25 protein-coding genes are annotated in these 18750 nt (G+C 49.8%); 4 read left to right on the top strand and 21 right to left on the bottom strand.

The features are described from left to right. Nucleotide 1: 1 nt before the first annotated feature. From PHE17_RS09170 to PHE17_RS09155, 4 genes are all read right to left on the bottom strand, one after another. The gene (locus tag PHE17_RS09170; protein WP_301015535.1) at nucleotides 2-2344 is read right to left on the bottom strand and encodes a hypothetical protein; all 2343 of its coding nucleotides are present in this window, start codon (nucleotides 2342-2344) and stop codon (nucleotides 2-4) included. Continuing rightward, entirely contained in the window at nucleotides 2344-3351 is a 1008-nt protein-coding gene (locus PHE17_RS09165) for a hypothetical protein (protein ID WP_301015533.1), read from the bottom strand. The genes PHE17_RS09170 and PHE17_RS09165 overlap by 1 nt, the downstream gene beginning before the upstream one ends. A 137-nt stretch (nucleotides 3352-3488) precedes the next feature. Further along, on the bottom strand, nucleotides 3489-4712 hold the full coding sequence (locus PHE17_RS09160; protein ID WP_301015532.1) for an ATP-binding protein: 1224 nt from the start codon (nucleotides 4710-4712) through the stop codon (nucleotides 3489-3491). Between the two features lie 47 nt (nucleotides 4713-4759). Further along, on the bottom strand, nucleotides 4760-5050 hold the full coding sequence (locus PHE17_RS09155; RefSeq protein ID WP_301015531.1) for a hypothetical protein: 291 nt from the start codon (nucleotides 5048-5050) through the stop codon (nucleotides 4760-4762). 69 nt (nucleotides 5051-5119) lie between these two features. On the opposite strand from PHE17_RS09155, the gene PHE17_RS09150 reads away from it, so the two are divergent. Further along, nucleotides 5120-5989 (top strand): DMT family transporter, encoded by an 870-nt coding sequence (locus PHE17_RS09150; RefSeq protein ID WP_301015530.1) that lies wholly within the window; start codon nucleotides 5120-5122, stop codon nucleotides 5987-5989. Nucleotides 5990-6001: 12 nt separating this feature from the next. On the opposite strand, the gene PHE17_RS09145 is transcribed toward PHE17_RS09150, so the two are convergent. Continuing rightward, complete coding sequence (locus PHE17_RS09145) at nucleotides 6002-6316, bottom strand: helix-turn-helix transcriptional regulator (protein WP_301015529.1); 315 nt, start codon at nucleotides 6314-6316, stop codon at nucleotides 6002-6004. After that, nucleotides 6313-6675, bottom strand: coding sequence for a type II toxin-antitoxin system RelE/ParE family toxin (locus PHE17_RS09140; protein WP_301015528.1), 363 nt, complete (start codon nucleotides 6673-6675; stop codon nucleotides 6313-6315). Before PHE17_RS09140 ends, PHE17_RS09145 begins: the two co-directional genes overlap by 4 nt. A gap of 238 nt (nucleotides 6676-6913) precedes the next feature. Here PHE17_RS09140 and PHE17_RS09135 point away from each other — a divergent pair, with 238 nt between their 5' ends. Then, nucleotides 6914-7153 (top strand): hypothetical protein, encoded by a 240-nt coding sequence (locus tag PHE17_RS09135; RefSeq protein ID WP_301015527.1) that lies wholly within the window; start codon nucleotides 6914-6916, stop codon nucleotides 7151-7153. Between the two features lie 264 nt (nucleotides 7154-7417). Here PHE17_RS09135 and PHE17_RS09130 read toward each other — a convergent pair whose 3' ends face one another. The 9 genes from PHE17_RS09130 to PHE17_RS09090 form a co-directional block, all read right to left on the bottom strand. Further along, nucleotides 7418-7786 (bottom strand): hypothetical protein, encoded by a 369-nt coding sequence (locus PHE17_RS09130; RefSeq protein ID WP_301015525.1) that lies wholly within the window; start codon nucleotides 7784-7786, stop codon nucleotides 7418-7420. Next, nucleotides 7787-8338 (bottom strand): hypothetical protein, encoded by a 552-nt coding sequence (locus PHE17_RS09125; protein WP_301015524.1) that lies wholly within the window; start codon nucleotides 8336-8338, stop codon nucleotides 7787-7789. It abuts the gene before it with no gap. After that, nucleotides 8331-9080 carry a TIGR04255 family protein gene (locus tag PHE17_RS09120; RefSeq protein ID WP_301015523.1) on the bottom strand — a complete coding sequence of 250 codons (750 nt, stop codon included), beginning with the start codon at nucleotides 9078-9080 and terminating at the stop codon, nucleotides 8331-8333. The genes PHE17_RS09125 and PHE17_RS09120 overlap by 8 nt, the downstream gene beginning before the upstream one ends. A 304-nt stretch (nucleotides 9081-9384) precedes the next feature. Continuing rightward, nucleotides 9385-9855 carry a GNAT family N-acetyltransferase gene (locus PHE17_RS09115; RefSeq protein WP_301015522.1) on the bottom strand — a complete coding sequence of 157 codons (471 nt, stop codon included), beginning with the start codon at nucleotides 9853-9855 and terminating at the stop codon, nucleotides 9385-9387. 62 nt (nucleotides 9856-9917) lie between these two features. After that, nucleotides 9918-10517 (bottom strand): glutathione S-transferase N-terminal domain-containing protein, encoded by a 600-nt coding sequence (locus PHE17_RS09110; protein WP_301015521.1) that lies wholly within the window; start codon nucleotides 10515-10517, stop codon nucleotides 9918-9920. A gap of 35 nt (nucleotides 10518-10552) precedes the next feature. Next, nucleotides 10553-10948 carry a lactoylglutathione lyase gene (gene gloA / locus PHE17_RS09105; protein ID WP_301015520.1) on the bottom strand — a complete coding sequence of 132 codons (396 nt, stop codon included), beginning with the start codon at nucleotides 10946-10948 and terminating at the stop codon, nucleotides 10553-10555. 94 nt (nucleotides 10949-11042) lie between these two features. After that, nucleotides 11043-11861: a hypothetical protein gene (locus PHE17_RS09100; protein WP_301015519.1), complete on the bottom strand. Its 819-nt coding sequence runs from the start codon at nucleotides 11859-11861 to the stop codon at nucleotides 11043-11045. A 22-nt stretch (nucleotides 11862-11883) separates the two neighbouring features. Next, on the bottom strand, nucleotides 11884-12351 hold the full coding sequence (locus PHE17_RS09095; RefSeq protein WP_301015518.1) for a DUF695 domain-containing protein: 468 nt from the start codon (nucleotides 12349-12351) through the stop codon (nucleotides 11884-11886). 5 nt (nucleotides 12352-12356) lie between these two features. Continuing rightward, nucleotides 12357-12515 (bottom strand): hypothetical protein, encoded by a 159-nt coding sequence (locus tag PHE17_RS09090; RefSeq protein ID WP_301015517.1) that lies wholly within the window; start codon nucleotides 12513-12515, stop codon nucleotides 12357-12359. 24 nt (nucleotides 12516-12539) lie between these two features. Here PHE17_RS09090 and PHE17_RS09085 point away from each other — a divergent pair, with 24 nt between their 5' ends. Then, the gene (locus PHE17_RS09085; RefSeq protein ID WP_301015516.1) at nucleotides 12540-13169 is read left to right on the top strand and encodes a hypothetical protein; all 630 of its coding nucleotides are present in this window, start codon (nucleotides 12540-12542) and stop codon (nucleotides 13167-13169) included. A 77-nt stretch (nucleotides 13170-13246) separates the two neighbouring features. Next, a complete protein-coding gene (locus PHE17_RS09080; RefSeq protein ID WP_363320093.1) occupies nucleotides 13247-15028 on the top strand; it encodes an ABC transporter ATP-binding protein/permease in 1782 nt (593 codons plus the stop codon). A gap of 9 nt (nucleotides 15029-15037) precedes the next feature. On the opposite strand, the gene PHE17_RS09075 is transcribed toward PHE17_RS09080, so the two are convergent. From PHE17_RS09075 to PHE17_RS09050, 6 genes are read right to left on the bottom strand one after another with little or no spacing between them, the layout of a single operon-like run. Next, the gene (locus PHE17_RS09075; RefSeq protein ID WP_301015515.1) at nucleotides 15038-16171 is read right to left on the bottom strand and encodes a hypothetical protein; all 1134 of its coding nucleotides are present in this window, start codon (nucleotides 16169-16171) and stop codon (nucleotides 15038-15040) included. Then, a complete protein-coding gene (locus PHE17_RS09070) occupies nucleotides 16168-16356 on the bottom strand; it encodes an excisionase (protein WP_301015514.1) in 189 nt (62 codons plus the stop codon). The genes PHE17_RS09075 and PHE17_RS09070 overlap by 4 nt, the downstream gene beginning before the upstream one ends. Then, nucleotides 16353-16691 carry a hypothetical protein gene (locus tag PHE17_RS09065; RefSeq protein WP_301015513.1) on the bottom strand — a complete coding sequence of 113 codons (339 nt, stop codon included), beginning with the start codon at nucleotides 16689-16691 and terminating at the stop codon, nucleotides 16353-16355. The genes PHE17_RS09070 and PHE17_RS09065 overlap by 4 nt, the downstream gene beginning before the upstream one ends. Beyond that, nucleotides 16688-18193 carry a phage/plasmid primase, P4 family gene (locus PHE17_RS09060; protein ID WP_301015512.1) on the bottom strand — a complete coding sequence of 502 codons (1506 nt, stop codon included), beginning with the start codon at nucleotides 18191-18193 and terminating at the stop codon, nucleotides 16688-16690. The genes PHE17_RS09065 and PHE17_RS09060 overlap by 4 nt, the downstream gene beginning before the upstream one ends. Continuing rightward, nucleotides 18186-18509 carry a hypothetical protein gene (locus PHE17_RS09055; protein ID WP_301015511.1) on the bottom strand — a complete coding sequence of 108 codons (324 nt, stop codon included), beginning with the start codon at nucleotides 18507-18509 and terminating at the stop codon, nucleotides 18186-18188. Before PHE17_RS09055 ends, PHE17_RS09060 begins: the two co-directional genes overlap by 8 nt. After that, on the bottom strand, nucleotides 18506-18715 hold the full coding sequence (locus PHE17_RS09050) for an AlpA family phage regulatory protein (RefSeq protein WP_301015510.1): 210 nt from the start codon (nucleotides 18713-18715) through the stop codon (nucleotides 18506-18508). The genes PHE17_RS09055 and PHE17_RS09050 overlap by 4 nt, the downstream gene beginning before the upstream one ends. Between the last annotated feature and the right edge of the window lie 35 nt (nucleotides 18716-18750).

Here is an 18750-nt window from a genome sequence, read left to right as displayed (position 1 = left end):
CTCAGCGTGCGAAATAGTAGCGGTAATCTGCACACTGTTTGATCACATCTTTGAAATACTGCGTATCTTCATAAGCGCGTATCTGCTTGAAGTATGTGCCGAGGCCATTTTTCTTGGCGAATTTCACCGCTTTGGCATATTTGTCGTTTTGACCATGAGGCCAATACTTGTAAATGTCAGTCCCCTTTTTCTCCTGCTGCATGTAAAACTCGTCTTCCTCGATTTTTGCCAAGGCATAGAGTGTTTTGGCTTTCAGTTCCCGGTTGCTCGTCTGTTGCAAGGCCAGTTCGTAATGTTCGCGTGCCTTGCTGAAATCGGTTTCACCCTTTTTCCAAGAAATGGTCGAGCGTGCGGTCTTGATCAGGACGGGGGAATTCCCGAACCACGACATATTGTAATAGGCCGTGCCCAACTGGAACTGAGTGAGGGCATCGCTTGGGTCGCTTTTAGCCTTGCTTTCCAGTGACTGCATGGTGTCGATCACTTCCAGCAGGGTCATGGGTTTGGATTTGACCCGGTTATTACCGCTGCGCCCGGTGGTGAACGGGTTGTAAGTGGTTTTGAAAATCTTGTCCTTGGCTTCCAGCGCGGCGGCTTTCGCTTGATCCAGTGAACCGGCAGCGAGGTACTTTCTGGCAATCAGTTCAGTGGGGTCATTGTTCAGCACAAACTTGTTGGTTTCATAGTCGATCTCGCCGAAGGCATTGCCAAAATCGGCTACCATCTTTTGTTCCAGACGGTTCGGGGAAGGTTTGGCTTGCAGGGCTTGCAACTCGCGGATTTCCTCCACCTTGATGTCATCCAGCACAATGTTGCCACGCTGTTTGGCGAGGTAGGCTTTGCCCGGTTGTTTGGCATTGGCATACAGCGGTTCGAGCTTGGCGTAAGTGTAAGTCATGATGTCTTGGGTGCGGCGCTTGTATGCATTGTTGTATTCGTCGTCACCGCCCTCTTTGTTGAGGGATTTTTCCAGCGCTTCCACGGCTGTTATGTCGTCAGCAATCACTGTCTCACTGCTGGGGTCAATTGCACCTAAGTTTTCAAGATAGGTTAGGTGTTCCAGCGGTTTGACATAGGGCAGACGGGCATCATTCGGGTAGGCTGACAGGAACGTATTAACATCTGCCACTGCAATCGGTTGTGCTGATAACACTTTCAGGTAGATCGAGGCATAGTCGGACAGGAACAGGTCTTTGCGCTTTTTGTCCTGCCTGACCTGCTCAACCACTTGGCTGAGTTGCGTCAGGTATTGGCTGCGGCGGTCACGTAATTTCTGTTTCGCCGCGTCGGTTTTGGCTTCCTCATACGCCCCCAGATCGTCGATCAGGACATCCTTGTTGATCCCACGGGAGGCTTGCAGCCACGGGTTGGCTTCGTTGCCGGGCACACGGTCGGCAAACTGGACAAACGCCAGTTCACGGAACAGCATCGCATCAAACCACTCGGAATCCGGCGCAAGCGCATAGATCGACTTGAGTTCCTCCAGCGAATTGGCATTGACCCGCAAAGCGCGGACGAAGTGCATCAAGGCTTTTTCATCCTCGCTTTTGCACAAGGCCATCAAGGCATTCCACTCTTCGTCAGTCTTGATGCTGAAATTGATCTGGGCTTGCAGTTTTTTGGTGTCGGTTTTAGCAAGGAGGGTGGCAAACTGATAGGCCGCTTCCGCGCGTTTGCCGGTATGCTGCAACGCCCCGGCATACAGCAAGCCTGTCCAGACGGCGACTTCCTTATCCGGCTGCTGGATGTCAGGTGCAAGGCGTGTGTATTCGCTCAGCACCTCCGGGTATTGCCCGGTGTAATGCAGGCTGCGAATCAACAAGTAAGCGTAACGCTGGCGTAAAAAGGCATCCTTTTCGGTCTCAAGCTGCTTTTTGATCTCGCCAAGAACTTCTTTACCGAGTTTCTGGTTATCTTCTTTCTGTTGCTGCTGTTCTTCCTTGTTCAACCAGCGTGGGTCGCCCTGGTTGGCAAGGGGGTCTTGTTTCGCCACGATACCCAGATAGGTTTTGACCGCTTCAGGTTGGGCCGCCAGTTTTTCCGCATCCTTGTCATACACAATGGCTTTGGCATCTTCCGCCGAAACCTTCAGGTAGCTACTCCACGTTTGCACGTTGTAGGTTTGCGTTACCTGTGATTCATCGTATTCATCGCTGTTGTAGGAGCCGGGAAAGTAACTGCGGCGGCGATCAAAATGCTGTTTGACCAGCTCGCCATACAAAATATCGAGGCTTTTATTATAGTAAAAATACGCCGTCTCACTCCAGCCGCACGAAAAAACAGCCGTGGAAAACAAGAAACTGGATATACACACTGTCCAGAATAGCTTTTTAAGGTGTTTCATTACGGCTGGCTCCTTAGCGAAAAATCGGCGGCGATGGCGGCAAGTCCGTCTGGGGTAAAACGGGCGGCATCACTGAGGGTATAAAAAATAACTTCATCGGGGTGCATGACAGCAGTCAATTGCTGCGCGGCTTGTTGCAAGGCTTTAAGGTCGACCGTATCCACCCGCAACTCATCGTCGGGGTAAAGGTAATATTCCTGCCAATAATGCCCTTGCGTCACCTTGTAATGGTTGTCTTCCAAACGTTCGGTTTTAGCCGCATTAATCTCGGCACTGTTGGCTAAATGCACCAGCTTGCCTTGGCGGATCACCCGCGTTTGCTGGTATAGCGGCAGCGCAAGGTCGAGCGGGAGCGGGTATTCCTCAAAGTTTTGCAGGTAGCGCTGCCCTACTTCCGTGTCGAGGATGTAATTTTGCGTTTCCGGGTCACGAATATCGCTCATGTTGTAATACATCAGCGCGGCGCGTTCCACCGGCGGTACGCCCGTGCGTGCTGCGTATTTGACCTGATGCAGGCGCAGGGTAACGCTCAGGTACGGGTAATCGGTTTTCAAGCGCGTCAGGAAGGCGAAATAAGTGTCGCGGGTCTGTTCTGTCCAGTCACAATCCACCTGCAAACGCTGGTATTTTTGCGGCGGGATATGGGTAAGGATTTGTGCATACACCGTGTCCAGTGCGGCATCCTTCAAGGCGTCATTGTCCAGAAACACCACTGGTGTAACGGGTACGGAAGGCGGCGTGCGAATATCCGTCGGGTTGATCGACAGGTTTTGATCCCGATAGCCTATATCCAACAGCTTGAGGTAAAGCTGGACGGGCGCGTAAGTGTGGAGGCGGGCGGGGTCATCCGTATAGGTATTCGCCCAATGGTAATAACTGATTTTAGGGGTAACTCCTGAGCCTTGGCTGGCGTTACCCTGCTGCCAATAGAACGCCAACAGACCAGTAGCCAGCAGGATAACAGCCAGTGCAAAACGGCGAAACGTCCGTGAAGTCAGTGCGTCCAATAGGATTTCATCCGTTTGCTACCCTCGTGCCGCTATACAAATATTTTCAAACCAAAATGCTCAGCTAATAGTATAGGCTGTTTGTCACGGCTCATAGGGCGCTGAATGACCGCTTATCAGGTATCCAGCCCGGATATTTACACATACCGGAACGGCACATTGATCAGCTTTTCACCCACCAACCCCAACCGCTCGTTATTGCTGACGACAATCCCGTAAGGGCATTGGTATTCCTCCATGAAACTGTGGATACCTTTCAGGTCACGCAGCGATACGGTTTGCTTGTACTTGATTTCTATCGGTAACAGGCCAAACTCGCCTTCCAGCACCAAATCCACTTCCGCCCCGGCACTGGTGCGGTAATGGTAGTAATCAAACAGGATACCCTGCGCATTCAGCCCCCGGATCAGGTTTTCAATCACCATCGTTTCCCACGAATGTCCCATGCGCGGATGCGCCAGCAAGTCATTCTGGGTGTACAAGTGCAGGAAATGGTGTAACAACCCCGAATCCCGCAAGTAACCTTTGGGGTGCTTAACGATGCGCTTGGCGGCATTCTTTTCATACGGCGGGATGTGCCGCCAGATGAATGTACCGTGTGCAATCCTGAAATATTCGCGCACGGTCGGCGGTGAAATACCCAATGTCCGCGCCACGTCGGAATAATTGATGATCGTCCCCGACAATTGCGCCAGCATTTGCAGGAATAACTGGTACTTTTCACGTTGCAAACTGGGGAACAAGCGCAAAATGTCGCGTTCCAGATAGGTTTTGACGTAGTTCTGCATCCACAACTTGTGGAAACGGGCATTATTTTTGAGCCAAGGTTCGGGATAACCGCCACGCAACCAATAATCATGGTGCTGCTGCAAATCGGTGTTGCTCGGTTGCAAACTGGCAAAATCCGCCAGCAAACGCCGCGACTGGATCAGTTCATACAAGCCGGAGGGTGGTTGTGCAAATGCCTCGCTCATCATCAGCGGCGCAACTTCCACCATTGCCACACGCCCCGCGAGACTTTCCGAAATGGAATGCAGCAACTCCGGTGAACTTGAACCTGTGATAACGAAACGCCCATTGCTATTACGCTCAGCATCAATCGCTACGCGCAAGGCGGGGAACAGGGCTGGCAATAATTGTGCTTCGTCCAATGCCACCTGTTTGGGGTTCAGGCGAAAAAACAGGTCGGGATCACGCGCCACAAGGTCGTAATCGCTGGCAGTTTCCAGATCATAGCGTTGCCACGGCTGCGGCAGATCACGCAAAGCGGTAGTTTTGCCCGATTGCCTTACCCCCGTGAGTGCCACGCACGGAAACAGGGTCAGCAGCTCGTTGATGAATGCAGTAAAGTGTCTTTCCATACCATGTAATTTAAAACTTAAACTTTCATTTTACAAGGTAAAAAATCTTAGCCGCGTTTACTTTCAGCGCCCTTCACCAACTGGTTCTTTTCCAACGTCTGGTAAATTTTGGTGCTCGATTTGGACAGCTTTTGAATATCGCCCAGATTGGGAACCTCGCCATTGTCCAGCCGCTGTTCCCACTCGGTGATTTCCATATCCATGTACTCCAACAGTTTCATGGAACAGCCGTGGCTACAGGTTTCGGCGCATAGCTCTTGCTCGCTCATCGCAAACGGGAAGTTTTCCCGGATTTGCTGGATAATGTTGCGCATTACCACGGTTGTTTTGGGTTTCATGTCTGCTGCTCACATCCGCCGATTTGTTGGGAATATAGCACCCGCCCTGAATGATGAGAATCTGCTGCCATGAAAAACCGCCCTGCCTTGCTTGCCATCGTCCTCACGATTATTGCCTCCGTTATTTTGGCGGGCATGGATTCGCTGGGGAAATTCCTGATGCGCGAGTTTTCGACCTTTCAGGTGACGTGGGCGCGGTTCCTGTTCCACAGCATTATTGTGTCGCTGCTGTTTTATGGGCAGGGTTTGCGTCATTTTGCTGTGACCCGTGCGCCGAAAATGCAGTTTTTGCGCGGCTTGTGCATGGTCGGCATCAATACCTTGCTGTACATGTCGCTCAAGACGGCGAGTCTGGCGGAAGCCACCGCGTTGCTGTACCTAGCACCGATACTCGTTACCCTGCTGGCGGGCGTATTTTTGGGGGAACGCATCCTGCCGCGTCATTTGCTGGCGGTGGCTGCCGGGTTTGTCGGGGTACTGGTGATTATCCGCCCCGGTTTCCAGAGCTTTGAACCGGCGTTGTTGCTGGCGTTTTTCGCCTCCCTGCTGCTGACTTTGTATTTTCTGCTGACCCGCAAGGTGGCGGGTGTCGATGATCCGCGCACTTCGCTGTTTTATACCTCGATTGTCGGCGCGGTGGTGCTGAGCTGCCTGATTCCGCTGTGGTGGAAAACGCCCGATGCGCTGCAATGGCTGCTGCTGATCAGCATGGGCGCGTTCGGTGCGATTGGGCATTTCCTGCTGATCAAGGCGTATACGCTGCTCCCGGCCTCGGAACTGTCACCTTGGCTGAATGCGCAGGTGGTTGCGGCGACGTTGTTCAGCGTGTTGCTGTTTCAGGATGTGCTGGGGTGGAATTTCTTTGTGGGAAGCGGGCTGATCGTGGGCGCGGGGCTGCTGTTGTGGCTGCATAACCGTCGGGTTCAGGAGCGACTGTAAGCCAGCCCACCATCAAACTGCCGTACCAATCTCCTGCAAGCGGATAGGCGCACGACCGGGAAAATCTACGGTCAGATTCAACTTGCCGCCCAATGCTTCAATATAACCTTGCAGGGTCGAAATTTTCATGTCGGAGCGTTTTTCCAACCGGGAAATATTTTCCTGATTAACCTGCAACCGCGCCGCCATTTCTTCTTGTGTCATGGTCAGGGCTTTGCGTAAGGCTTGCAGGGTCATTTCCTCCAGAATCAGGGCATCTGCGCGGGCTGCAATGGCCTGTTGGCGATGTGCTGGCAATGTCTGTAACTTTTCTTCTAGGGTTTTCATGGTTTATTTGCCTCCTGTGTTTGCAGGTGTTGCGCAAAACGGGAATCTGCTTTTTTTATCAAGTCGCGGTAAAACCGCTTTTCACTACTGCCGGATTTATCTCCAGCAACCAGCAGAATCGCTTGCCGCTCCGGGTCAAACGCAAATGCAACACGCCATACCCCATCCGCAGCGGAGAATCGTAACTCTTTCATGTTGGCATAATTTGAGCCTTTGAGCGTGTCAGCATGTGGGCGGCTTAGAACGGGGCCGAAGTGTGACAACAGCTTGGCTTTAGCCAACAATTCATCCTGTACGGCATCAGGCAGATCGTCGAATTCTTCTTCAAAATGTGTCTCGAACAGGACTATCCATGCCATTGTTGTTGCTCTTAATGATTTGCAGGTAATATGACTTTAATAGCATTTTTATTGAGATGCAAGATAATTTGCAGTAGAGACACTGACAAAAAAGCCAGCAGGCACAAACCAATCTGGAAGCCCTGAATGCTTTCCTCTTGCCGTTCCGTATTGTTGATTACAATGAGTCCACATCCTTCTTGTAAGTAGCCGGGCTGAAGTTTTCACGCATTCCATGAACGTAACTCATTGAATCTTCATGCTACGAATGCACGAAAACTTAGGTTCATATACTTATGGCGAGCTACGGGCTGATCTGGAAAAATATGACCAGCCGATTGGGGCACTGAACATGATGATTGCTGCTAATGCGCTGAGTTTGGAGGTGTCGCTAGTCACGAATAATATCAAAGAGAAGGATTTCTTCCGGGGGATCGGCAAGTACCACGATGAACTAAAAACGCTGATGACTGATAATTTCAAGGCCATCAAAATATGAAAACCGAAAACTCAATTACCGTGGGTATATTGCATTTCTTAGACCATGAAGAATTTTACCTAGGCGCTCAATATTATCATAATTATATATAAATCAAGCGCTTGGCGTCGAAATTAAATTATTGACTTTTAAGGGACTTTCAACTCACACAAGGAGATATGCTTAATATATCTTACTATCAATCAACGTCAGCAAGCAAAAAGATGATGAATGGTCTTAAATTCACTCAGAGAGAGAATCTATATAAATTTCATTTGCATTTAACTACTTGTTCAGGAATTTTTCTCCGAGTTCCTCTAAAATTTTGCGAGATAGAGATAATGCATTGCCAGATTCTCTTCCTGTTATTTTACAGTCCATATCGTAGTCAGCATTTCCTCTCATTATTCTTAGGCTATCAAGTCTATTGGATAGTGATCCTTTTCTTTTTCCTTTGTAAAAATCTATAACTTGCTTATGAACACTCTCCGATCTTGTTGTGACACTAGAACCTTCCCTTGCCTTCAAAAAGGCAGCATAATAAGACTTTGAAATAGAAGTTCGATACTTAGCTTCGTCTAATGTTGAATCTAACTCTTTACTACAATGAAGAGCGCCTGCCAACAAATAAAAGCTTACAGGATCAAAGTTCATTTAAATCTGCGATATAATGAAGAAAGAAGCTATCTTTAATAGCCTGTCATTGCCGCTCATAATTTCAAAGAGCTTGTCTTCTAGATCATAAATCATATCAAAATCATTAATTCCTGAGTCAATAATTATTACTGGCTTAACCCACCCTTCTTCAAGGTCTCTATAGATACTTATTTTTGTTGAAGCTTTATTATAAATTGAAAAAATAGAGCTTAATAGATCAGAAACATCTTTTGGAGCAATATTGGACTGATTTAATAAAAATGATTTTGCATCCTCTGTATACTTATTCCTGCTAGATAAGATTCCAGCATAATCTTTTTCAGACAATAAGTCCGAACCAGCCGTATATGTTGCATAGCTTTTTGATTGCTGGAGATCGACCAACAACTCAACCAATTCATGTCGATAGAAGTCAGAACTATAGCCCTGATCAATATCAACAGCAGGAGATATAGTACTGCCTGCCAATATTAATGTTGGCAATAAATAGCTATTTGCGAATTGATTATTTTCAAATAATCTACTTTGGCTGGAAATATAGCTACTCATAAATAGGCCCCAATCCATCTAGTGTTTCAGGTGTCAAGCAAGAAAAGAACATTCTCTTGCTTGATGTATGGATGTCCTCTAGCTTTAATGGGAGTCCATCCATAACATCAGTCATCAGAGCATTTACATTAGATATAGTGCTAATATCAATAATTAACCCGTGCTTTTCTTCATTAGTGTGAATTTTCGCCGTTGCAGATGATAGCAATTTGATATTATGAAGGAAATCACCGCTCGGAATTTCTAGCTGAACACTAAAAAAATTCTCTTTTAGTGCATAATTCGCAATTTTTACATTAAGGTTTGTAAAAGACACCTGCTCGCCAATATCATCTGATGAAATAAGATTAACAGCTTTTATCATATATTTATCTATAGTCTGGATGACGCCGCTCTTTAGCACAAGCATCATTACATCCATAATGGCTTTTTTAAAATCACCCCATCCAGGATATGGGTACTTAAAACCAACTGATATAGCATGATCACCTATATTTATATAAAATTTACCCCAATCCATTCTATGAATTGGAAGATACTTTAGATTCTGATCAGAATCGCGCATCTGTTCTGGAAATTGGTTTAATGGTAGTGTAGCAAGTGATTTTTCACCTTCTAGTGAAGCAAATAAAAGCCCAGGTAAAATACTACCCAGTCTTACAACAGAAGATGAGACAAACCTAATCTCAAAAAGACCATCTATTATCGGCTGCTTCTCAAGCTTTATTGGAAGGTTATCCATAGCATTACCAATTATTTGTTATTATTAATTAGACACAACTTGTGAGTCGATAACTGAAACATTTTTGCATCCTATTCCAATGAGTTGTACCAAGAAAGTCTTTAAAATCATGTCCGCAATTAGTTAACAGCACAGCGCACTTATATTTTACCACATGAGCATACATCAATCAATATGCAAGCAAGCACGATCCACCTACTAACCGCTCCCAGCGGTAGTGTACCAAGCATACATATCTTGCATCTTAGTATAGTCTACTTTGCAGGAGGTGGGACTCAAATACTTCCGACAGGGAAAATGGGGATTATCCATTTGTTACACTAACCGATGGTCGGAGTGTTGCCTCGTTTCTAGCGCTCCACCTGCATCCAAGACTCCCCCCATCCAACACCCAACAACGCGGCATGTGTGTATACCCAATCCGCCCGTAATACGCATTCGCCGCCGGAGCTGCAATCAGTATCAGTTTGCAATGCCTGCCCAATTGCTGCTGGGTGAGGATTTGCAGTTGCTTGCCAATGCCCTGCCGTTGGTAGTCTTGATCAACCGCCAGATCAGACAGGTAACAGGCGTAATGGAAGTCGGTCATGGAACGCGCCACACCCACCAATTTGCCGCCATCCCACGCTGTCACCAGCAGGTTGCTGTTGTTCACCATGCCTTCCATGCACTCGCGGTCGTCGATGGGGCGGCGTTCGCCCAAGGTGGAGCGGCGCAGCAGGTCGATGAATTGGTCTGCGGAAATGGGTGTGTTTATCTGGTACTGGATCGTCATAGGGCTTGGTTTTGTTTGGTTGCTTCACTCAACGACACTATTAGCCGTTGTGCCGATTTCTTTCAGGCAGTCATTGGAACCCAACCGGGTAACGCTTCCACCCGCGCCAGCCACTGCCGCACATGGGGATAAGCCTCAAGGCTGATTTCACCAGCGGGAGCCAGCAACACATACGGGTAACAGGCAATATCGGCAATAGTCGGCCTGCCCGCCACCAGCCATTCATGCCCGGTAAGCTGCTGTTCCATCACCGCCAGCCCGGCTCTGCCTTCGGTTTGGCACTGTTCCAGATTGAAGGGGCGTTTCAGCAACAATGTCGCCCGCGCCCTAGCCAGCCCGTACAGCAATTCGTTTTCGGAAACCGCCAACCATTGCATCACCTGCGCTTCTGCCACCGCATCCGTCGGTAGCCACACGCCATTACCGTAGCGGCGGGCGAGGTAGACCAGAATCGCCATCGAATCCCAGATCACGGTGTCACCATCCGCCAGCACCGGAACTTGCCCGCGAGGATTGAGCTGTTTGAATGCCGGTGTCAGGTTTTCACCTGCCAACAGGTCGACATTCACCAGTTCGTATTCCAGCCCCAGCAGGGCGAGCAGCAAGCGCACCTTGTAGCCATTGCCGGAAATGGGGTGGCTATAGAGTTTGAGTTGGGTCATAGTGTTTTCTCCCAAGCCGCCCGTAACAGGTAACATCAACCACGCTGGTGTTTCTCGCCAATCAGCTCAATCTGATAACCATCCGGGTCTTCGAGGAAGGCGATAATGGTCGTACCCGCATTCATCGGCCCGGCTTCACGGATGATCTTGCCGCCCGCTGCCCGCATTTTGTCGCAAGCGGCGTACACATCCGGCACTTCCAGAGCGATATGCCCGAACGCTGTCCCCAGTTCGTACTTATCCACGCCCCAGTTGTAGGTCAGTTCCAGCACGGTCTGGTCGGTTTCGTCGCCATAACCTATGAAGGCAAGGGTGAATTCGCCCGCTGGGTAATCCTTGCGGCGCAGCAGTTGCATACCGAGGACGTTGGTGTAAAACACAATCGAGCGTTCCAGATCGCCGACGCGCAGCATGGTGTGAAGGATTCGCATGGTGAAACTCCTGAAAATACGATCCGCCCATTCTGCCCCGATCGGGTCGTGGCAGCAAACCCACCTTGCCTGCACTGGGGCAAACTCACGGCATTCAGTGCGCAGCCAACCGCGCCATCACCAGCTCCATATTCGCCACCGCCAGCGCCGGTTTGACCTCAAACACCTTGCGGCTGTCAGGAAACTGCTGCTGCAATTGCGCCAGTGCCGTGAAGTAATCCCATGCCTGCGTATAATCATCCGCCCGGTTCAAACCGAGGCTTTCGCTTTCGACAAAGGTGAGGTGCTGGTCGGTCAACCCGTTGTTGGCGTGCAGGTGGAAATGCAACCGCACGCCTTTGCCCTCCAGTTCATGCAGCCACTGCAACCATTGCGGCAGGCTTTCCGGCGACCAGATTTTAGCATGACCCAGATCGAAACAGCAGTGGATATAACGCAACTCCAGCCGTTCCACCAGTTCAAACAGCCACTGATAAAACGCCAGCGAGTGGAAGGTATTTTCGATGTGAACCGGATGGTCGTATTCCGCGCAGAAGCATTCCAACAAGCGCAACTGCCGCACCAGATGTTCGCTCAGCGCGTCACGAAACGCAGGGCGCTGACTGAGCGAATACTTGTGGGCGTGCATAATGGAATACGCCGAACCGAGGGTTTTGGCGGAGGCAAATTGCTGATGCAATGCCTCTTCCTGCCGATCAAGTCCAAACAGCGTCGCTTGGTAATGGTTGAAATGGGTATTGACGGGGATCGGCTGGGCTGCTTCGCGCAAGGTGGCGACAACGAATTCCCAGATTGTCTCATCGCCCGAATACAGGCCGACTTCCAGCGGGCGTTGCTGGGCAATGGCGGCGTGCACGACCTGTGCTTCTTCCGCCAGATTCTTTTTCATAATTTTGTAGCCGAATCGCTGCATAGTGTTAACTCCAGTCAAGGGTTCACCCCGCTGCCGGTTTCAAGCGTTCCACGACTTTCGTCGCATACGACAGGTAGAACTCGCCTTGCGCATCGGTTTCATGGTCGAGGGTGATGGGGAGTTTAGCGCCCAAACTTTCCTCCGTATTGAGCCGATTCTGGAAGGCTGATTTATTGCGTGCCAACCAGATAAATTCGCGGTGGGCAGGCTCGGTGAACACCATCACCAATAACGCGGCATGGTCGGCTTGCATCACCGCGCACAAAGCGTTTTCAAAATCCTTCATGCGGGTGAGTTCTGCCGCACTGGGCAAGCCTTCGGCATCGAGTTCGGCAAACTCCCACAAGATGCTGAAACGTTCCGGGTAGTTCCGAAACGGAAAATTCGCCCCCACATCCAGCACCCGCAACAGGTGTAAACCGTCATCGGCGGCGGCTTGCTGGACAACTGTCCACACGGGTTCGGCGGGGTTGCTGTGATTGTCTGGCATGGTATTTACCTAGGGTTATGTTGCACGATCCGCCCATTCTGCCCCGATCCGGCAGTGGCGGCAATGACACCCTGCAAGCGCCGCAGCGCCCCCACCACCTCAACATGACGGGCGCGGCAAAATATTGTCGGCACTGAATACACAGGCGTATGATTCTTATCCATCAACAGACACAGGAGCAACAACCCATGTCATATAGAAAAAAACAGCCTTCTGCTTGCGTATGGAAAAACCCCTTACAGCTTATTGGTAACAGCATTCTATTAGCCGTTTTTCTTCAGGGATGCAGTTCTGCAAACAGTTCCCCAACGGATGCAACACAGCCAAATACCTCGTTACCCACCAATTCCTCCGAATCCACCGCCACTCCAGCGACTAACATTATGTGGACAAAAACCGAATCTCCGCTATTTCCCGCAAACTGGCCACCGACATCAGAAACCGTTTGGGTTCGCTACACCTTTGCTTATGGGAAAAACCCCGCCACGCTATTTGACGGAAGCTATGTGACACGCCCCCTTTCCAAAACCGAGTGGAAAGCGGGAAACTCATCGACAACAACATTGAGCACGGATATGTCGCAAGCGGCTATACAGGGCGTAAAACCGCTAGATAACGAAACCGCCGCCATACTTAAAACTGGCAAACAAGTTTCAGAATATTGCCTAAAAATGACTGAATTACCAAAACCCAATGCGCCTAAAACAAAGGAAATGCTCGACTATTATCAGGCTTGGTTTAAATACAACTGTGCTTTTCTAGGCTTGATCCGTGATAACCATGCAGGTTTCATTGATTGGGTGACGAACAATCAATGACGGGAGCGTTACTTATCACGCCCGCCCCGTAGTGCGCTATCATCCACGCCACAACACCAACCGGATGCTACGCCACGATGATGCCCAACCGCACCGAACGCCCCGCTGCTGACCGCCGCGACTGGCATAACCTGCAATCCATGCTGCCCTTCCTGTGGGAATACCGGGGGCGGGCGCTATTCGCCCTCATCTGCTTGATTGCCTCGAAGGTGGCGAACGTCGGTGTCCCGGTGATCCTCAAATCCATCGTGGACACCCTGCAAGGCAAGCCGGAACAAGTGCTGGTATTGCCCGTCATCCTGCTGCTGGGCTACGGCGCATTGCGGCTGGCGAGTGCGCTGTTCAATGAATTACGTGACACGGTGTTTGCGCGGGTACGCTACCACGCAATGCGCAAGCTGTCGGTGCGGGTGTTGGAACACTTGCACAACCTGTCACTGCGTTTTCACCTCGAACGTAAAACCGGCGCAATCAGCCGCGACCTCGAACGCGGCACGGGGTCGGTCAGTACGCTGATGAATTTCATGGTGTTCAGCATCATCCCGATTGCGGTGGAATTTACGCTGGTGGCAGTGATTATGCTCAAGAACTACGCCCCCGCATTTGCCCTGATCACCTTTGCGACCGTCGCGGTGTACGTGCTTTTCACCGTCAAAATTACCGAATGGCGCATGGATCACCGCCACGCCATGAACCGCTTTGATTCGCAATCCAGCAACCAAGCAGTCGACAGCCTGATCAATTACGAGACGGTCAAATATTTCAACAACGAAAAACTGGAGTTGGAACGCTACGACAACACGCTGGGGCAGTGGGAAGAATCGGCGGTCAAGAGCCAAACCTCCATGTCGCTGCTGAACTTTGGGCAATCGTCGATCATCGGCATCGGCGTCACCATCATCATGTTTTTCGCCGCCAACGCAGTGGTGCACAAGGAAATGAGCATCGGCGATCTGGTGATGGTGAATGCCTTCATGCTGCAACTGTTCCTGCCGCTCGGCACGCTCGGCATCGTTTACCGCCAAATAAAATACACGTTGGCGGACATGGACATGGTGTTCCGTCTGCTGGAAACCCCGCAGGAAGTGAAAGACGCGCCCACTGCAACTGTGCTGGCAGTCACGCAGGGTGAAATCCGCTTCGAGGCTGTCGATTTCGCCTACCAGCCAGAACGTCCGATCTTGCGCGGCGTATCGTTCAGCGTGCCTGCCGGAAGCAAACTCGCGGTCGTCGGGCATAGCGGCGCGGGCAAATCCACCCTCTCGCGCCTGCTGTACCGTTTCTATGACGTAACGGGCGGGCGCATCCTGATCGACGGGCAAGACATTGCCCTTGCCACCCAAGCTAGCCTGCGCAAAGCCATTGGCATCGTGCCGCAAGATACCGTGCTGTTTAACGATTCCATCCGTTACAACCTGCAATACGGCAACCCGCAAGCCACCCAAGCGGAATTGGAACGCGCCGCCGACATGGCGCACATCCGCACTTTCATCGACAGCCTACCGGACGGTTGGGAAACGGTGGTGGGCGAACGCGGTTTGAAACTTTCCGGCGGGGAAAAACAGCGTGTGGCGATTGCCCGCGCCATCCTCAAACAACCGCCGATCCTGATTTTCGACGAAGCCACCTCTTCACTGGATAGCGCCACCGAACAGGCCATCCAGCAAACCTTGCACGAAGTCGCGGGCTACCACACCACGCTGATGATTGCGCACCGACTGTCGACGATTGTGGACGCCGACCGGATTTTAGTGATGGATGGCGGAAAGGTCGTGGAACAAGGCACACACGCGGAATTGCTAGCGTTGCGCGGGCAATATTTCCACATGTGGGAGCTGCAATTGCGGGAAGAAAAATAACCTTTATTTTCAATCTCTTGCTTTGCCGTTGTAAGGTTTTTGTAAGCCTTTTGTATCCCCTGCATCATTTTTCAGGTTCAGCGTGTGCCAGTCATCGCCCCTAGTGTCGTGGTATTTTGCAGTGGATTTAGCGGATTTGTGGGCTAACAGTGTTTTCGTGTCGATGCCTTGGTCAGCGTAGAGACGCTCCGAAAGGCTACGGACTTCGTATAACGTCGCTGGTGACTTATCGCCCCAATCAATGCCGGACTTCTTCACCAGTGCGGCGAATGCGTGTGTAAGACGGTTTTTTTCCATCTTGCATCCGCGCTTAGCTGCGCCGTGGTTTTCAACGTGGTGCAGCAAGTAAGGCGAAAGCACTTTAGTGGATGTGCATTTCTTGACGGTATCCCCTAAATTCCATCCTAGCGCGTCTAGGGTGAGGTCTAAGGGGATTTTAACGCCTTCGTCTGTCTTGGTGCGGCGAATCCATAGGAAGCCGTCCTTGGGCTTCTGCATTGCTGAAAGGTCTGTGCTACCTGCATGGCTTGTTAAAATCGCCAGTTCCATCATGCGCCGTTCCCACTCTTCCGTACATTGCGCATAAATCAGCTTGAACTGTTCCAGCGTCAACCGTGAGCGTTTCGTTTTAACATTTGGGCTACGGGTAATTTTTGCGGGGTTGTGAGTAGCTGGCATCCATCCCTTGTCAATTGCCAAGGAAAAAATATCTATCAGGCTGGTGCGTATACCTTGAGCGGTTCGCTCTTTTCCCTGCGAAACATATCCATCAAGGAAATCACTAATGACTCGCGTCGATACCTCTGTCATTGGCTTATGACCGAATTGCTTTACCAGCAATTTAGCGTAATACAGCTTTTCCTTACGGGTATTTAGCCGCATATCGGTGGCCTCGATCATTGGCAGATACTTTGTGTCAACGAAAACAGCAAACGTCTTACCACCACCATTGATGCGATTCAGTATTTTCTGTTCACGGTCAGTACGGTATTGCGCTTGCAGTGAGTGAAGAACTTTACAGGCAAGCACAAAATCCTTGCCCAACGAATGACGCTTGCTAGTTTCGGGATGAAGGCAGGTGTAATACACCGTGCCATTCTTCGCCGTGAAACTATGCAAACCTTGTGGCTTGCGCTTTTTCATTCACCAATACCCTCGTAAGCGTCAAAGTAAACCGCATCCTCACGAACGCGGAAGTACTTGCCGTGTTTGATCGGTTGTGGCTGTATCCTGCCCTCTTTCACCCAACGGCGAAGTGTGCGGATAGTGGGTGTTAGGTCTGGATAGCGCATTTTTGCCCATGTTTCAAGGAGGACTAATTTTTTCACGCTTGCGCCCTCCCCTTGTAGGTGTAAGCAAACCACTCGCAGGCATGACGGATACCCTCCATTGATACAGCACCACTCCCAAAATCCGGCAAATCCTCGAAAAAGAATGCTTGCAGGTCGGCAAAGTCCAACGGCAAACCTTCCGCCGCCACTCCCAACCGCCGTATGCCTTCCAGCCTGATTAGCTCCTCTCGGATACCATCCTTGTGTTGCTTTGCGACAGACAGAAGGTCGACAGGTATAGCACGGTCAAGCCCTACACCGCCATGCGCATTAATGACAAATTGCGCACCAGTAGCATTAATATCGCGGATAATTTGCGTTATTGCGGTCATAGTGCAACCTCCATTTCGTCATTAAATTTTACTGGCGACTCTAACCCGTCATACCCTGCAAACTCTGCACTTTCGCGGGTTTTACCCTGCATCAACCCTTCACTTTTACTATCTAACCCTTCACTTTTGGAAGATATTAATAATGGCTTACCATAATCGGAAGATGTCCTTAATCTAATTTTAAGCAGGACCATCCCTGTGCTTGTTTTGTGTTTTGCAGTGTCGATGCCGTATGTTTTGCAGTTGTCAATAACCAAGCTGCTGAATGAAGTCATAGACTTTGGTTGCCTACCCTGAGTGGAACACCACTTTACATAGGACGGATACAGATGTGTGCTGTAGTCACCCTCTGCATTGCCTATGCCACTCTCTTTTTCGCCTTTCTCGCACGGGATAACGCAATCATCCAGCCAACCAAGGATAGGGTTTGTGTTAATCTCGGTTTCGATCTTTTGGCGCAACATTGAGCCTTGAGGATTATTAATTAGGTCTATCACATCGTCCTCGTTGATGGATAACAGCATATTTACTAATCCCGGCATTTCCGCTTGCATTACTTTTATAATCCCGCCTTGTTTGCGGTAACGGTTTTTATCCTCGTCGGTCGCTCTAATATTAAATTCTGCTGGTATTTTCCGACGCGATAACCCGCTAGTGTAGTCGCTGCTCTGGATAGCTTCATTTGCGGCTATCATTAACAGCCCATTGTAAATAAATGGTTCAGCAGCTTGTATGCCCTTTTTTTCGTAAGGCAGTGGGTCACTACCAACAATAGCCTTTAAGTTAGCCACCTCTCCCCTATGTTGGCTTGAGTCTGTAATAACAACCAGTCTTTTGCCTTTCAAATTCGCGGACTCAAAACGGCTTCCTTCCAGTCGCTTTAGATCGGTGACAACACGGTTTTCGTCACCCACTAGCAAAGTGCAAAGCTCAATAAACGTGCTTTTGCCAGTCCCACCACTACCAATAATTTCAAGGTATTTTTGTAAATCATAGCGCCCCGTTAGAACAACACGCATCCACGCTTTCAGGAACATAATCATGGATACGTCATTGCCAGTAACCGTAGTTAGGTAATGTTCCACGGTTGGGCAGATGGCAAGCGGGTCGAATGCGTAAGGCAATTGCCAAGTAAACAGCCGATTGCCATAGGATTCTAATTTTCCAGTTTGCAAGTTAAGGACTCCGTTAGCCATCGGTAACAGATGTCGGCTTACTTCCCATTCTTCAACTTGCAATTCGATTTTTAAAAATTTCTCGATTGCAGAAATGAGCGCAAAAGAATAACCGTCATCAGACTTTGCTTTATCCAATTCGCCTTTAATTTTCCGTTGAATCACTATGTCTCTGATAGGCTTCCAGACATAGCCCTTTTTTGTAAACCATTGCTGCGTCGAATCATCCCAGCGCACCGACGTAATTAGTTTTTTTGCAATGTCACTTGCTAGTTTGTTTTGCGGCAAGCTGCCATCAATTTGCTTGTCATGGGGAGTATTAGACATTGCCAGCCCTCCACTTTTGGATAAGGGTCAAGCGTAATAATAACGCCGCGTGTCCAGCCTCACCGCGCCAATAATCGGCGGTTTGTTGATATTCGTCCGCCCATTGCTGACACAAATCAGCCGTGGTGTTGGCTAATTTAATTGCTTCGCGGTAATGCTCGATTTTCTCAGCAATTGAACTGGAATCAAGATGGTGCAGTTGTCCGTAGCTTTTGGTATAATCAAAAACGTATCTCTTATCGGTTGCCCCGTTTAGTTTGCTGCTGGCGGGGCTTACTTTTTTGGGGGATGCCCCCCTGTCAATTGCTGCAATCATTGCGCCGCTCCCGTAGTCAGTCCGTTTTTCCACGCATCAAAATCACTCTTTCGCCAGCCGATGCGCCCCTCCGATAACCGTAAAGGCATTGGGAAAGTCCCGGCTTTTACTTTGCGAATAATCGTCCAGCGAGATAGCCGTGATGCTGCTGTGATTTCGGTCATAACCATTAGAGGGTCGTCGGTAGTAATAATTGTCTGTTGCATTTTGCTAATCCTGTTGTGTCGATTGGCATATTGTG

The sequence above is a fragment of the Thiothrix sp. genome (assembly GCF_028714775.1).
Classification (GTDB): Bacteria; Pseudomonadota; Gammaproteobacteria; order Thiotrichales; family Thiotrichaceae; genus Thiothrix.
This window is presented reverse-complemented; position numbering and strand designations above follow the sequence as displayed.

Bases quoted from the DNA above. Each gene is read 5' to 3' on its own strand.
- PHE17_RS09115 (WP_301015522.1), bottom strand. From the start codon at position 9,855: ATGACGATCCAGTACCAGATAAACACACCCATTTCCGCAGACCAATTC.
- PHE17_RS09135 (WP_301015527.1), top strand. From the start codon at position 6,914: ATGCTACGAATGCACGAAAACTTAGGTTCATATACTTATGGCGAGCTA.
- PHE17_RS09170 (WP_301015535.1), bottom strand. From the start codon at position 2,344: ATGAAACACCTTAAAAAGCTATTCTGGACAGTGTGTATATCCAGTTTC.
- PHE17_RS09155 (WP_301015531.1), bottom strand. From the start codon at position 5,050: ATGAAACCCAAAACAACCGTGGTAATGCGCAACATTATCCAGCAAATC.
- gloA (WP_301015520.1), bottom strand. From the start codon at position 10,948: ATGCGAATCCTTCACACCATGCTGCGCGTCGGCGATCTGGAACGCTCG.
- PHE17_RS09085 (WP_301015516.1), top strand. From the start codon at position 12,540: ATGTCATATAGAAAAAAACAGCCTTCTGCTTGCGTATGGAAAAACCCC.
- PHE17_RS09130 (WP_301015525.1), bottom strand. From the start codon at position 7,786: ATGAACTTTGATCCTGTAAGCTTTTATTTGTTGGCAGGCGCTCTTCAT.
- PHE17_RS09140 (WP_301015528.1), bottom strand. From the start codon at position 6,675: ATGGCATGGATAGTCCTGTTCGAGACACATTTTGAAGAAGAATTCGAC.
- PHE17_RS09150 (WP_301015530.1), top strand. From the start codon at position 5,120: ATGAAAAACCGCCCTGCCTTGCTTGCCATCGTCCTCACGATTATTGCC.
- PHE17_RS09075 (WP_301015515.1), bottom strand. From the start codon at position 16,171: ATGAAAAAGCGCAAGCCACAAGGTTTGCATAGTTTCACGGCGAAGAAT.
- PHE17_RS09050 (WP_301015510.1), bottom strand. From the start codon at position 18,715: ATGCAACAGACAATTATTACTACCGACGACCCTCTAATGGTTATGACC.
- PHE17_RS09080 (WP_363320093.1), top strand. From the start codon at position 13,247: ATGATGCCCAACCGCACCGAACGCCCCGCTGCTGACCGCCGCGACTGG.
- PHE17_RS09055 (WP_301015511.1), bottom strand. From the start codon at position 18,509: ATGATTGCAGCAATTGACAGGGGGGCATCCCCCAAAAAAGTAAGCCCC.
- PHE17_RS09120 (WP_301015523.1), bottom strand. From the start codon at position 9,080: ATGGATAACCTTCCAATAAAGCTTGAGAAGCAGCCGATAATAGATGGT.
- PHE17_RS09125 (WP_301015524.1), bottom strand. From the start codon at position 8,338: ATGAGTAGCTATATTTCCAGCCAAAGTAGATTATTTGAAAATAATCAA.
- PHE17_RS09065 (WP_301015513.1), bottom strand. From the start codon at position 16,691: ATGACCGCAATAACGCAAATTATCCGCGATATTAATGCTACTGGTGCG.
- PHE17_RS09090 (WP_301015517.1), bottom strand. From the start codon at position 12,515: ATGGATAAGAATCATACGCCTGTGTATTCAGTGCCGACAATATTTTGC.
- PHE17_RS09060 (WP_301015512.1), bottom strand. From the start codon at position 18,193: ATGTCTAATACTCCCCATGACAAGCAAATTGATGGCAGCTTGCCGCAA.
- PHE17_RS09100 (WP_301015519.1), bottom strand. From the start codon at position 11,861: ATGCAGCGATTCGGCTACAAAATTATGAAAAAGAATCTGGCGGAAGAA.
- PHE17_RS09145 (WP_301015529.1), bottom strand. From the start codon at position 6,316: ATGAAAACCCTAGAAGAAAAGTTACAGACATTGCCAGCACATCGCCAA.
- PHE17_RS09095 (WP_301015518.1), bottom strand. From the start codon at position 12,351: ATGCCAGACAATCACAGCAACCCCGCCGAACCCGTGTGGACAGTTGTC.
- PHE17_RS09160 (WP_301015532.1), bottom strand. From the start codon at position 4,712: ATGGAAAGACACTTTACTGCATTCATCAACGAGCTGCTGACCCTGTTT.
- PHE17_RS09110 (WP_301015521.1), bottom strand. From the start codon at position 10,517: ATGACCCAACTCAAACTCTATAGCCACCCCATTTCCGGCAATGGCTAC.